We start from the raw sequence: 13,207 nt of genomic DNA, 5'->3' as shown, positions 1-13,207 counted from the left end.
CTTAATTCTTTTGCTTTAGAGGTCAGAAGACCGAAGTGGACGTTCCTGTAGTTTGCGCTATTGGCAGATGCTGTAAAAACATATAAATAACTAATAATGAATTATTTAACAATACTTCTTATTTCAGTAATCATCCTCTTGCTCCTGGTAGGAGTGCTTATGCTGAATTCCAAAATCGGCCACAACATAAGCCAAGACAACAACAAACTCATTATAAAGCATCCTTTAAAAGAAGATGTAATAGACTTGAATGCAGACATTAGCAACTGGAAGCTTCAGCGGGCCAATTATTGGAGGCTAGGAAGAATTTATGCTTTAAATCTAGAACTGAAATCGGGAAAACACAAAAAAGTGTATTCCCGATCTGTGACAGGGAAATTTGGCAAGTTGGTTGAATACCTTCAAAGAACAAAAGAGAAGGAGCAAAAGTAGATTAGTGCTAGATTAAACACCTGAATTCATTATGGGTACCTTTCGCATTTAAAGAATTATTATTCTCAAACTGTAGAACAATTGCATCAAACTAGTTGGTTTTTTTTATGGATATCCTCATGAATGCATCTATTGGAATCATGTCTGATCTTAGCCAAAAAAATCTACACCGCGGTCATCAGAACAGGATTGGATTATTTATTCCCCGATTTATATCAATCACTAATAACCCTATTCTTCATAGTAAAAGGTTAGCATCGCCTAAAAATCACAAACCACTTAGGTATCTCTCAAGAAAATTCAGATATCTGACCTCACTGCTGAGACTTAGGAATTACCATGCCAATCCATCTTTATTTGACAGCCTTACTTTAGAAACAAAATGAATAAACTTGAAGTACAATCCCTGCCGCTGAAGGAGGTAATTGCTGATATAGCCAATGGCTTAAAAACAAACTATAGACATGATTGCGGCGAGTACATAGTCGAGATACCTGCCGCTTGGGGAGAAGGGAGCATCAAAGGGATAAATTTTGATGGAGGCTTGGGCCTTTTGATATACAAATGCACATTCCATACGGATATGGAAATAAGCTTTACCGTAAACCAGACCCACCCCTTAAAATTTCTTTTTTGTCTGGAAGGAAATCTCTTACACCATTTCGAACAAGATGAGCAACAACATTCCCTTCAGCGATATCAGAACATCATAGTTGCGAGCAAGGGACATAATGGTCATGTTCTACATTTCAAGAAAGACGTTTTCACCGAAATCTACAGCCTCGAGATAGACCGATGCAAATTCAAAGCGAGAATATCCTGTGAACTGGAAAAAACCAAACCAAACCTAAGGCAGATTTTCGAAGATGAACAAGCCTCCAATTCCTTTTATTACAATGGCCTTTACAGTTTGGTTTTGGGGGAGATTTTTGATGAAATGAAATCACAAAACTATGATCATCTCGTTAAAATATTATACTTGGAAAGTCAATCCTATCGGATGTTGGTACAGCAACTTATTCAGTATGACGATGATTCTGATGACAATTCTGAAACAAAGATTCTTCGAAAATCAGAAGCACATGCGATAAAAGAAGCCGTGGAAATTATGAAGTTGGAACTTGATTCCTTAAACTCTCTGAACTCAGTTGCCCAGAGAGTAGGACTAAGTTCTAAAAAATTTCAAAGTGGGTTTAGGCATTTCTTCGGAAAAAGTGCCAATGAATATCTGCAATCATTGAGATTGAGCCTTGCCCAAGATCTGCTGATAAACACCAATGATAGTATACAAGAAATAAAAGATAAAGTAGGGTTCAGCAGTCAAAGTTACTTTACGGAGTTATTTAAAAAAATGTACCATAACACTCCCTCAAATTATAGAAAAGAGCACAGAAAGAATCGGGGAAATAACTGATTGCTTGCTCATACGAAAGCCGGTCTAAATTGAATTTTCATATCCGTAAAAGAAGCCTAAGTTCATGAATTTTGTTAGCATGCCCTGCGTCCATACAGATTGTGCAGCTGCCACGGATACTTATTTAGGGCATGCTGAAAAACGCCGGTAATAGATCAAAAGTTATCATTTTGAATGGTTAACCCATTTTTCATACGAACGGTTTTTCAGTAAGTGCAAGTTCACAATAGGACGATACCGACAAGGTTGGGAATCTAGTGAATTTTTAAAAATCACTCTGACTGCCATTTTTTTGCATGCATTCTGACACACGGATGTAGGCTAGCTTACATGCATCAATAAAATCTCTTGCCCAAAAACTGCCAACAATATCCCCATTTTCACCCACTTCATAATTAAAAAGTTTATCCTCCGGAATCGCAATCACTTCTCCCAAGCTGATTTCGTTAATCTGCAAATTCTTGTTCATACGAACACTAAAAACCTGCATCTCATTTTCCTTTTGCCCAAATCCCGGATCAAAAGGAAGTTCCAGATAACTCAAAAGTGAATAAGGTTTGTCATAAGTATGCGACTTGATCCACTCATCACATTTTTCCGAACTGCTAAACACACCTTCGATTCTAAACACAGGCAAAGTTCCTTCTAACTGCTTGGAATTGACTCCCATCAAGAGATATTCCCCAGAAAAAACTACAAACACACTGGCCATTCTATTTTCTTCTTTATTAAAGGTCATGTAAAAAACACCGTATTTTAAGCGGAGACGCATATTACGGGCTTTACAGGCAAATCTTTATCGATTTAGGGTCAATTAATAACGGAATAAAACCCGATTGTGGAAAGCACTTGACAGCAACCTAGTTAAGTGCTATTTTATAACCACAAAAATTCAGCTTACTTACTATTTACCCACTCTCTAATCCTTTATCTATGTTCCTATTTCTTGCCTTTTAATGCACGTTTCCACCACGGCAACTGCACCTCTTCATGGTAGCCATAGGAATTGTTGCCATAGCCGTAACCATAGCCGTACCCGTACCCGTACCCGTAGCCTTTGTCTATATGGACATCATTGAGGATCCCGTAGATCTTGGACACTCCCCCCTTTTCCACCAGATTGTTCAATATTCGGGTATTGCCCTTCATGGAATATCCCTGACGGAACACGAAGAAGCTGATATCGGCAAACCCGAACAGCTCTTTGGTCTCAGAAACCAGTCCCACAGGGGGACAGTCAAAGATTACCACATCGTAGGCAGCCTTAAGTTCCTTCACTATTTCACCGAACTTATCCTGCAAAAGCAGTTCTGCCGGATTGGGGGGAATAGGCCCCGAAAGAATCACGTCCATGTCCTTGTGTCCGGTGGGTTTCACCACTTCCTGCCACGGGATGTCCGTGCTGAGACAGGTACTCATCCCCCTGTCGTTTGCCAAACCGAAATCCTCCGCAATCTTCGGCTTTCTCAAATCCAATCCTATCAGGATCGTTTTCTTGCCCATCAGGGCATACACAGACGCCACGTTGATAGACACGAAGGTCTTTCCCTCTCCCGAGATCGAGGAAGTAAAGAGTATGGTCAGATTATCCCGGTGCGGACTCAGATAGGACATATCAGCCCTCAAGGATCTGAAAGACTCCGTGACTGTTGAGCGCGGGTTGTTCAACACCGGAATGGCATCATCCGAATTGTTCCTTCCGATCATTCCGATCAAAGGCACTTTGATCTGGTTTTCCAGTTCTTTCGGATCTTCGATTTTGGTGTTGAGGAAGTCCCGCACCGTAATAAAGCCTATCGGAACTATCAGTCCCAAAACCAGCCCGATCAGCAGGTTCAGCGTACGCTTGGGAGCCACAGGAATCTGTCCCGATTTGGCAAAGTCAAGGATACTGTTCTTCGGCATGTTCGCCGCTTTGGTGATCTCCGCCTCCGCCTTCTTTTCCAGAAGGTAGATGTAGATGTTCTCGTTGATGCTAAACTGGCGCTGGATACCCAGCAGGTTCCGCTCGGTCTCAGGCAGCGAGTTCACATCCGTGTCAAGCATCCTGATCTGGCTGATCAGATCCGTGATCACGTTCTGCGTGTTCCCGATAGCAGAACTTACGTTCTCCTGAAGCTGCTTCCTGATATTCTGGATCCTGGCAGCGTTTTCCCTCACCGCGGGAGCCTGCTCGGTGAAATTCGCCGACAGCCTCACCTGCTCGGCCTGAAGCTCGCTGTACACCTGGACCAGCGAATTCAGCAGCGGATCCGTAACCCCCATCACCGACGGGGTCACCATGTCACTGCCCGCATGGTCGTTCACCAGGTAACCGCGCAGCGTCTGGTAGTATTTCAGCCTTATCTCCGCCTGTCCCTTCTCCGTCTCCAGTTTCTGCATCCTATCAAAAATCACCGACCCCTCTTCCGACAGGTTGAAAATCTTGTTCTCCGTACGGTACTGCTGCAGTTTGTTCTCCGAAAATCTCAGCGAATCCGAAATCCCCGACAGCTGCTCGTTTATGAATTTTACCGTGTTCTCCGCAGCACGGTTCTTCTCGTTCAGTTCACGCTCCAGATACATCTCCATCAGCTTGTTGACGTATTCCTCGCCAAGTCTCCTGACGGGAGTCTCCAGGCTCAGCGACAGGATCGAGGACTGCTTGTTGATCGGGGCAACAATCAGCTGTTCACGGTATTTCAGCGCCAGTGAGGGAGTGTCCACCAGCGTGAACAGCACCACATCCCCGGGAAGGGAGGCTATCTGGTTGACTGTAAACGAAAAATTGTCTCCCTTAATCTCCTGGCCGAAGCTGTATACCGATTTGCCCAGAGAAACCGATTCTTCGGGAAGGATCTTGTAGTAGGGGTCATGGGGATTGTAGATCCTGAATTCATCGTCTTCAACACTCAGTTCAAACGATTCCCCGTTGATCACTTCCAGCCTGAACCTGCCGCCAACCAGCTGCGGCTGCTTCCAGTCCACCGACACCATCACCGGAAGTTTCTCATAGATCTGCGAGGTCGTGATGAAGTTCTCCCTGTAATACTGTACGTTCAGATTCAGTGCCGACACGGCCTCTTCGGCAAGCGTATAGGACTTCAGGATCCCGATCTCGTTCTCTATGTTGCTCTTCCCCTTGAGCATTCCCAGACCGCCGGACTGGAAAAGGTCCATACCAAGGGCAGGCTCCTCATCTTCCACAAGGATACTGGACTCCACCCTGAAGATACTCGTCGCATACCTGTTGAACAGAAAGGCGCCGACCACACCCACAAACATGCACGCCGCGATCAGCAGCCAGTACTGCAGGTAATTGAAAACTACTACTTTAAGATCTATTTCGTCTTCCTTCTGCACCGTGAAGGGATTCTGCCCGGAATTCGAAGGATTGGGGGTATTTGGGTACATATAATAAGCTTATTTAATTAAATTCAGGATCAGCGCCATTGCCGAAATGCCGGAAAAAATCAGGGCCAGGGACTGCGCGGTGTTCTCTCCCGTACCCGCTTCCCGCACCTTCATCGGTTCCACATACAGCTGGTCGTTGGGCTGGATAAAGTAAAACGGGGATTCCACAATCTGCCTGTCCAGCAGATCTATCCGGTGGAGTTTTGTACCCTCGGGATACTGTCTGATCAGCAGAACGTCGCTCCGCTTCGCCACCGTGGTCAGATCCCCCGCATTCGCTATCGCCTCAAAAATCGTCATCCGGTCCTGAAGTACAACGTACTTTCCCGGTCTTTTGAATTCTCCCAACGCGGAATAACGCACACCGCCCAGCTTCACCTTCACATACAGTTCGGATTTCACAAAACCCCGCAGCCTCTGCTCGATGTCAACCCTTGCCTCGTCCAGGGTCTTGTTGCGCACATACACCTCCCCCACTATCGGAAGACGCACGTTGCCCTTCTCGTCCACGGTATATCCCGTCATGTAGTAAATGTCACCCCCGCTTTGCGAGGAGACGTTTCCCATCTGCGCGTTCACCTGGGGGGGCCTGTTGTTGAAACCGAACTGCGCCATGTCATCCACCGTCTGCACGTTCACGTCGATGATGTCGTTGTACTGAAGCCTGTACTCAGGGATTTTGTACGTGATCAGTTCCCCGTCCGCTATACCCGCGTTGCCGTCCTGGTTTTGTAGATAGATGATCTTCTCATTCGAGATGCAGCTGGAAATAGTGAGTAATAAGAGGAAAAATAACAGCCTTTTCAAAGGAAACATAAGAGGATTGGTTTGCTTAGCAAATAGCATTTTATTGGTTAGGGATGGCTTGATCCACGTAGATGGAATGGATCAAGAATTTAGGTTCGAATAAAGATGGATGTCCCCCTTCTCCTAGGAGGAAAAGGGAATCTTTCCGTGCAGGATACAGACTCATAAGGAAAATATGTAATTCATATAACTTGCCTCATTTACTGAAAGAATCTTAAAACACACCATTTTATTATTGTCTTAAGTAATCCCCATCAGACTACCTTGCCCGCTTTTAACTTACCAAATGGCATAAGCAACTTTTCCGGAAATCTTGAGAGAGGGAAAAGTAGAAATTCCCTTTTCAGAGAAAAGGGAATTAATCAGTACCATAAAACAACTTATTGAGCAGACGACTACTTAATCAGTAAAGTATATCCATAAGGGCTTGCCAGCTTTTAATAAGCCAAATCTGCAGTTTACTGCCCCTTACAATCATAAAGGTTTCTCCCATATGATTTTGAACAAGAATATTTTCATTGGATCGTGGCAACCGTAATTCGGAGAGATAGGCAAACTGTTGTACAAACTGCTCATATTGTATGGAATGCCCCAAGTACTTAAAGTGCTCGAATAACAATATTCCTTCTTTATAATAATTAACCCGTAAAACAGGAGCTGAGGCAAGTTCTCCAATGAAAAGATGGGATTCATAGGCAACATGTCCTTGGGTAAAACCGGCAATGCATTCAACCCTTCCTACTGATGCAAAGAAAAATTGCCTGAATCTTGGAATCACATCCTTCGGGAATGGCTGTAGAACCCTATCTTTTCCTTCCATACCATAAAAGGTTGTGATAAAATCCTCTACCACGGTAAAGGGATTGAAAGTAACACCTTCTCCAGTATGGAAAAATTCCACCTCAATTCCCTCAATAGTTTTAACCGTCCTATCAGGCTGGATATATACATTATTTTCCATGTGGGAATATGGAGAAAAAAGAAAACCTGAGCCAGTAAACGCTTTTTATTGTAAACGAATGGGTTCAGACGAACCCATGCTTTTCAAAAACCTCTAAAATCAATCCCGGATTTAATGGCTTATACAAAAACTCCCTGACTGAATCAATCTCCAGAATCCTTTCTCTATCATCGGGATTATCTGAGCTGGTACGCACTATAATTCTATAAAAGGACCTAATATCGGCATCGAGCTGTTCGAACTCCCAGAGAAATGCCCAGCAGTCCATCACAGGCATTTCAATATCAAGCAGAATAAGACTTTGCTTTCTATCATGATCCTGTATAGGCCTCGATTTGATAAACATAAGACCTTCAAGTCCATTTTTAAACCAAAAGATTGGTTTAAAAAAATCCATTTTACGCAAATGTCTGGTTTCAACTATTTTCACCACCTCATCGTCATCTATTATCAAAATTTCGGATAGGTTAAATTCCATTTATATATTTTTTTTAACGAAAGGATCTATTATCGATACCACATTCAAGCATCGGAAGTACTTCCATTTTGATTATCAAGTTCATTGGTGGTGGTCAATAGTCCACTGTTTTTGATCCATGCTCCTGCTGCGGATTCACAACCTATTGTATTTATCAAATCGGCAACTCCATATATTTCTAGATTGAAAGTAGAGCTTTAAAAACTGCATTTTCACCAAAGGTCGCAAACAATAAAAAAATCCCCATTTGCTTTGGGGCAATACGTCTCACGATGCCTCTCACAAGTATAGAATTCGTCAAAGATGATCGCTATAGAAGATCCAAAGGTTATCATTATGAATTTTTCGCCTAAACTCCCGCATCCCTTTTGCTGCTTCTTCCAGATTGTCATACCTATCCAAGGCTACCAAAAATCTGCTTTGGCCCTCTGAAGGAGGTATCAGATAAACCTCTCCGGTATAATTTCTCCGAAAATAGTTAGCCAAAGAATAGGCTAATTGCAGATCCCCAAAACTACCCGCTACCAGATAATAAAAAGGGGAAACCTCACTTCCAACGTTTATGATCTGACCGGCTTTATGTGAATCAGCATTTGTGATTTTCACTTTATACATGTCCGGTGCTATAGGCCAGGGAGTTGGTCCAATGACAGTGATGTTAGCTCCTGAATCCACCACTACCTCTCCTTCAATATCGAACCGGGGATAGGAATATGGCTCATACCGGAAATCCCCCCTAAAAAAGGTCACCTCCATCCTGCTGTTAGTTTTATATTCATCCTCAGAACAGGAACCTCCACATTCAATTAAGGGATACGATTTACCATAAGAAATCGAATTGATTCGGTCACCTTCGACTCCTTTTTCCATCAAATAAGCAACCACTGCTCTTGAGTGTCGTTCAGAGATCCGCTGATTATAGTAAAAACTCCGTCTGGAGGCAACATGAGATTTCAAATTTATTTGCAAATCAGGATTTAAAGACAGCTGATCGGCAAGGTTGTCAAGAGCTTCACAAGTTGAGGTCAGCAAATCTCTCCCTTTATTTTGAAAATTGACAGGATCTAGAATCAAAGGGGTATTCAGTTCAAGTGGCTGCAGGCTAATCTCCACATTGGTTTTATTCCACACGGGTATAGCACATTCTTTGAGGCCAAGGTATCCTGAGGCGGATACGGTGATGTCCATCAAGGAGTCTGCCGAAGGCAAAAGCATGTCAATTTCTCCCTTTCCGTTTGTGGAAAAACCCGTGTAATCCCCTGTCTTATGGCCTTTTAAATGTATTTGTATGCGGGGGATAGGATCTCCACTCGCTCTATCCAGTACGAGTATCTTTATCCTGTCCTGCTTTTCCTTTCTCTTAATCAGCAAGATATCCCTTGTCTTTGGAATTCCTAAATCTACGATGGAGGATTCAAGTAAATATCCTAAACAATCAGACGTAGCTTCAGACTGAGTAAATGATCCTGTGGGGCCATCAGCAGGCATAGCAAAGGAACCATCCATTTCCATATAGAAGGAGTAAGATCTTTTTAAAGGATCAAATTTCCAATCAACCTCTGCGTTATGTATTGTGTCTAGTCCGGATTCTCTACCTTTCACTGCTTCACTCGAGTAGCAGTGAAAAACAGGCATTAACCCTAATAGAAAAAAACCAAGTGAAAAGGATTTCATAAAGTGGAAAACATGATCCTGAAATAGATTACTATGGAAGAACTAGACCTAAATGTCTGATACCGCTGACAAAACCTTAATTGTGCAGAAGTGGAAATTAGGTCTCAATCTTCCAACATGACTCAAATCAACCCTTCAAGGGACAAAGAAAACAGAGTAATTTCGGGCTATTGTATGCAGTTTAAAACCAGACAAAAACTTATAATTTCAATCCTCTAAATGGGATAAAGACCGCTGGAAACTTTATATAAAGTAAACTGGAAAAATATGGTAAAAAAACAGGAAGAACCCTACCTATACAAAAAATAAACCTATTGTTGCTATTTGTAAATTAAAAGAAAATTTATCGTACGACATACAGTTTATAACAACGGATATAACTAATAATTATTATTATCAGGAACTCCTTCCGTTTTCACAAAAAATTAGTCTCAAACCTAGATAAAAATTAATAATTATCTGATTATTAATTATTTAAACAGAAGTATTTAGCTTTAATCAAAATATCAACGGTTTAGTGAAGGTAATTCTAAATGCGAAAATCGTCTACGTTCCGTTGGCCCTCGGACGATGCCCTCAATAATCATTTCCTTTTTTAACCAGAACGCAACAAGAAAGCGAATGCATATTCAATTGATGAAATCGAGCATGACGAGAACGTCACACACTGGGATGATTATAACCTTGCGAGATTCCATATGACCGCTAAAAAACAATTATAAACAGATGAAATGTTGGTAATTGTAAACAAACAGTACTTGTAATTAACGTTATTCAGAATTAATAAAATTTGGATTAGCAATTCCTTAATATATTTACCGCACAGAAGGTCTTCATATAAATATGGCTTATGGCTAAGCTACTTTGGTTTATACTTTCTTTGCAAAATCTCCAAAAAAAATAAGTCAAGGCCTGTCCTGTGTACATTGGCACTTACACCTTCGGATATTCATCAAATTCAGCAAAATAAATGAAACGAATTCTAATCGTAGAAAATGAGGTAGAGTTAGCGGAAAATATGGAAGATATTCTTGAGCATTTGGGATATGAAACCGTCCATACTTTAAATAATTCAGGGGATGTCTTGGAATATTTGAAAAATGAAACCCCTGATTTAATCTTGATGGACATCATGTTGGATGGACCTGTAGACGGAATAGAATTAACTCGACAAATCAGAAAATCGATAGATATTCCCACTGTTTTTATCACTGCTTATTCCGACTTGGATTTCCTCGAACGGGTAGCGAATGTACCCAACGAAGGTTATATCCTTAAGCCTTTCTCAAAAGAGCGGCTAAGATCAAGTATTTTTTTGGCTTTCAAATCTTTCGAAGCTAAATCCAAAAACCCCAGAAAACATACCCTCCAAATCCGTGACAAAGGATACACGGTCTCTGTGCAGGAGGATGATATTTTGATTCTCAAAGCAGACGGTCTATACACTAAGGTACTTACAAAGGCCAAGCAATACATTATGCGGGATATTTTGAAAGATGTGGTAAGCCGCTTGCCGGGAGAGAGATTTGTGCGTGTACACAAATCTTACATAATAAACATTTCCCATGTCACTTCTATAAACTCAAAAGAACTTGTGATTGAAAACCATGTCATCCCCATCCGAAGAGGGTACTACCAAGAATTGAAAGGGATAATCATCGATCACAAGCAACGTTTACCTTGATGACCAACTAAATAGGATCCAGTTTACAGAAATTTAAGAATACTCTTGATTCCACTTTTTATAAGACACTCCTTTTTTAATGGGAACCAATTTTAAAGACTAAGGTTCTTTTTGCTTTTGCTTAAGCTTTAAATCCCAGTGACTTACCAGTTGCTGCAATTCTGCTTCTTTAAATATCATCCATACCTGCGTATGTCCAAAAAATTCAATAATCACTTGCGAACCTGAACTTCCATCACGGAGAAGGTATTTTTCGTCAATTTTTACCTGAAGAGGATGTAATTCCGGCCGCAATTGGCTTACCGTAGAAGTGAAACTTCTACCGTAGTCGTATTTTCTATTGAAAATTCCGGCAAGCTCTTTATTTATGTAAAATTCATAGTGGCTGACATTCACCTGATCCACTTTTGCGGCATATCTGTACACCTTCAGCTGCGAATCACCACAGTTCATTTTTACCTTGGTTCTCGGTGTCAGCTGTCCCTTCTTGGGCCATATTTTCGCCAGTACTTGTGAGGCATCCAGTTCTACCCTATTGCTTACAAAGCTATTCATCTCCTTTTTCAACACCAATTCTCTTAACATGGAAACCGGGCTAAAACGCACCATCTGTCCTACATAATAAAATGTGACAGCCTCCCCATCTATTAGTCTCAATGACCGCTTGTAACCGGTCAACATTTTTCTAAAGTAGTTAATCATAATTCTAATTATAAACTCATTAGTTATTTTACCCGGGAACGTTGCACTTTCACTTTTCTGGATTTCTTCTTACAAAAAAATAGCAATGATTTATTTATCACATACTTATGATTAAAAGATTCCGCTGAGGAACACATCTAATCCAGTATCAAAACAATCAAAATCCCAAGGAATTAACCCATGCGGAAAGATAAAATTGTAGTTTTTGGATGTGTTTGTAAATAAAGTGAGGGTCTTGACAGAAATTCATTAGCCAGCTGGCTGAAAAAGCTGACAACTAGATATTTCTATCAATTTGAAGCAGAAATTACTTATGTGGATTTTAATTCTTCCTTGATGGAAAATCAAGAAAGCACCCCAACATTCTTGCTACCCTAAACCAATTTGCGACAGTGAGAATTTCGGATTATTTGGTAAACTCTATCATTAAGGTCACTTCGGTCATCCGACCTCAGCCTGCCTCGCGATGGCGGGTCATCCCTGCTTATCTACGAGGCAGGGCGCCATTAAACCGAAGGAAACATCGCTACCGGTATCATTGCGGATAATCATATTCTCCAATTTTCAATACTCAAGGTGGCAAACTTGGACTTTACCGGAATGTTATTTCCAAACTGTGACCACTGTGAAAATCTCTGTGTTCATAGTGGTTTAAAAAAAAAGACTTTTATAAAAAAAATGCTCTATTAGAAGTTGTAATCAAAAAAATATGCGGTAAATTCAACTTATCAAACTGATTTTATACCCCCAAGTAACCTAGGTCGACACTCTTTTATTCTGAACTGATTGTTTTAACGAGTATAATTTTTTCGTAAAAACCCAAAGATTCAGCTTTAATCCGAGAATTGTAGGCCTATTTTATTATTCCATCAATCAGGTACAAACCGATCCTTGAAGAGATGAATAGCTGGGTTAGACTATTTTTTATGCCATTACATAATCAGATTAGGGCTAAAAAGTCCATAGTTCCCCCATTTACTGTATTGAAAAGCTTCCTAAACAACTGCTCGGCCACCCAATACAGGAATCTCAACGATAAGGCCAAAAAGATCATACACTCAAACCTATATTCCTAATGAAATCGAGCCTGCCTGAAGCACACAGCTATGATCCCGTACCTACGGGAACACACAACTTGTCCCGAACTTGCTTCGGGAGAGGGATGATTATTCGCCGTGCGAGATTCCATATGACCTTTGAAAATCAAATTATAAACAGATGAAAAAGAAGAAAATACTTGTTGTAGAAGACAATATGATCAACCGTCTAATGCTTCAGAGATATTTGGAAATTAACGGATATCATGTTCAGGCAGCCAGTAATGGCATAGATGCCATAGATCAAATCAAAGTCAACAATCTTCCTGATCTGATTGTAACAGATTTGGAAATGCCTTATATGAATGGCTATCAATTTCTAAAAATGCTAAGGGAAAACGAACCAACACGCCAGCTTCCTGTAATCGCAATCTCTTCCTTTGATTTAATTTCGGAGGATAAGTTGCATGGGCACTGTTTTGACCAATACCTTTATAAGCCATTTTCTCTGGAAAGTTTGCGCGACGAAATTCGGCACGTAATGGAAGACAAACTTAATAGTGTTCTAAGTGACTGAAAGCTAACTGCACTATTTCAACGGTAAGCATGCAGGTAAAGCTATGAG

The 13,207-nt window shown here is 41.1% G+C and carries 11 protein-coding genes; 4 read left to right on the top strand and 7 right to left on the bottom strand.

Annotation, left to right across the window (positions count from 1 at the left end):
• Positions 1 to 96: 96 nt before the first annotated feature.
• Positions 97 to 432, top strand: a complete 336-nt coding sequence (locus tag J2X69_RS01080; protein WP_310097078.1) for a hypothetical protein — start codon at positions 97 to 99, stop codon at positions 430 to 432.
• Positions 433 to 814: 382 nt separating this feature from the next.
• Positions 815 to 1,846: an AraC family transcriptional regulator gene (locus J2X69_RS01075; protein ID WP_310097075.1), complete on the top strand. Its 1,032-nt coding sequence runs from the start codon at positions 815 to 817 to the stop codon at positions 1,844 to 1,846.
• Positions 1,847 to 2,111: 265 nt separating this feature from the next.
• Here the strand turns inward: J2X69_RS01075 and J2X69_RS01070 are convergent, their stop codons facing one another.
• The 6 genes from J2X69_RS01070 to J2X69_RS01045 form a co-directional block, all read right to left on the bottom strand.
• Complete coding sequence (locus J2X69_RS01070) at positions 2,112 to 2,585, bottom strand: hypothetical protein (protein WP_310097072.1); 474 nt, start codon at positions 2,583 to 2,585, stop codon at positions 2,112 to 2,114.
• A 200-nt stretch (positions 2,586 to 2,785) separates the two neighbouring features.
• Positions 2,786 to 5,239 (bottom strand): polysaccharide biosynthesis tyrosine autokinase, encoded by a 2,454-nt coding sequence (locus tag J2X69_RS01065; protein WP_310097069.1) that lies wholly within the window; start codon positions 5,237 to 5,239, stop codon positions 2,786 to 2,788.
• Positions 5,240 to 5,248: 9 nt separating this feature from the next.
• Complete coding sequence (locus tag J2X69_RS01060) at positions 5,249 to 6,055, bottom strand: polysaccharide biosynthesis/export family protein (RefSeq protein ID WP_310097066.1); 807 nt, start codon at positions 6,053 to 6,055, stop codon at positions 5,249 to 5,251.
• A gap of 394 nt (positions 6,056 to 6,449) precedes the next feature.
• A complete protein-coding gene (locus tag J2X69_RS01055; protein ID WP_310097063.1) occupies positions 6,450 to 7,007 on the bottom strand; it encodes a hypothetical protein in 558 nt (185 codons plus the stop codon).
• A 64-nt stretch (positions 7,008 to 7,071) separates the two neighbouring features.
• The gene (locus tag J2X69_RS01050) at positions 7,072 to 7,485 is read right to left on the bottom strand and encodes a response regulator (protein WP_310097060.1); all 414 of its coding nucleotides are present in this window, start codon (positions 7,483 to 7,485) and stop codon (positions 7,072 to 7,074) included.
• A gap of 297 nt (positions 7,486 to 7,782) precedes the next feature.
• Positions 7,783 to 9,159, bottom strand: a complete 1,377-nt coding sequence (locus J2X69_RS01045; RefSeq protein ID WP_310097057.1) for an OmpA family protein — start codon at positions 9,157 to 9,159, stop codon at positions 7,783 to 7,785.
• Positions 9,160 to 10,129: 970 nt separating this feature from the next.
• Between J2X69_RS01045 and J2X69_RS01040 the strand changes: the two genes are divergently transcribed.
• Positions 10,130 to 10,843: a response regulator gene (locus J2X69_RS01040; RefSeq protein WP_310097054.1), complete on the top strand. Its 714-nt coding sequence runs from the start codon at positions 10,130 to 10,132 to the stop codon at positions 10,841 to 10,843.
• A 99-nt stretch (positions 10,844 to 10,942) separates the two neighbouring features.
• On the opposite strand, the gene J2X69_RS01035 is transcribed toward J2X69_RS01040, so the two are convergent.
• Positions 10,943 to 11,545, bottom strand: a complete 603-nt coding sequence (locus J2X69_RS01035) for a hypothetical protein (protein WP_310097051.1) — start codon at positions 11,543 to 11,545, stop codon at positions 10,943 to 10,945.
• A gap of 1,218 nt (positions 11,546 to 12,763) precedes the next feature.
• On the opposite strand from J2X69_RS01035, the gene J2X69_RS01030 reads away from it, so the two are divergent.
• On the top strand, positions 12,764 to 13,159 hold the full coding sequence (locus J2X69_RS01030; protein WP_310097048.1) for a response regulator: 396 nt from the start codon (positions 12,764 to 12,766) through the stop codon (positions 13,157 to 13,159).
• Positions 13,160 to 13,207 lie beyond the last annotated feature (48 nt).

It is taken from the genome of Algoriphagus sp. 4150, assembly GCF_031457395.1.
In the GTDB taxonomy this organism is placed as follows: domain Bacteria; phylum Bacteroidota; class Bacteroidia; order Cytophagales; family Cyclobacteriaceae; genus Algoriphagus.
This window is presented reverse-complemented; position numbering and strand designations above follow the sequence as displayed.

Excerpts from the sequence above, each read along its gene's own strand:
- J2X69_RS01080 (WP_310097078.1), top strand. The coding sequence starts at position 97 with ATGAATTATTTAACAATACTTCTTATTTCAGTAATCATCCTCTTGCTC.
- J2X69_RS01075 (WP_310097075.1), top strand. The coding sequence starts at position 815 with ATGAATAAACTTGAAGTACAATCCCTGCCGCTGAAGGAGGTAATTGCT.
- J2X69_RS01070 (WP_310097072.1), bottom strand. The coding sequence starts at position 2,585 with ATGACCTTTAATAAAGAAGAAAATAGAATGGCCAGTGTGTTTGTAGTT.
- J2X69_RS01065 (WP_310097069.1), bottom strand. The coding sequence starts at position 5,239 with ATGTACCCAAATACCCCCAATCCTTCGAATTCCGGGCAGAATCCCTTC.
- J2X69_RS01060 (WP_310097066.1), bottom strand. The coding sequence starts at position 6,055 with ATGTTTCCTTTGAAAAGGCTGTTATTTTTCCTCTTATTACTCACTATT.
- J2X69_RS01055 (WP_310097063.1), bottom strand. The coding sequence starts at position 7,007 with ATGGAAAATAATGTATATATCCAGCCTGATAGGACGGTTAAAACTATT.
- J2X69_RS01050 (WP_310097060.1), bottom strand. The coding sequence starts at position 7,485 with ATGGAATTTAACCTATCCGAAATTTTGATAATAGATGACGATGAGGTG.
- J2X69_RS01045 (WP_310097057.1), bottom strand. The coding sequence starts at position 9,159 with ATGAAATCCTTTTCACTTGGTTTTTTTCTATTAGGGTTAATGCCTGTT.
- J2X69_RS01040 (WP_310097054.1), top strand. The coding sequence starts at position 10,130 with ATGAAACGAATTCTAATCGTAGAAAATGAGGTAGAGTTAGCGGAAAAT.
- J2X69_RS01035 (WP_310097051.1), bottom strand. The coding sequence starts at position 11,545 with ATGATTAACTACTTTAGAAAAATGTTGACCGGTTACAAGCGGTCATTG.
- J2X69_RS01030 (WP_310097048.1), top strand. The coding sequence starts at position 12,764 with ATGAAAAAGAAGAAAATACTTGTTGTAGAAGACAATATGATCAACCGT.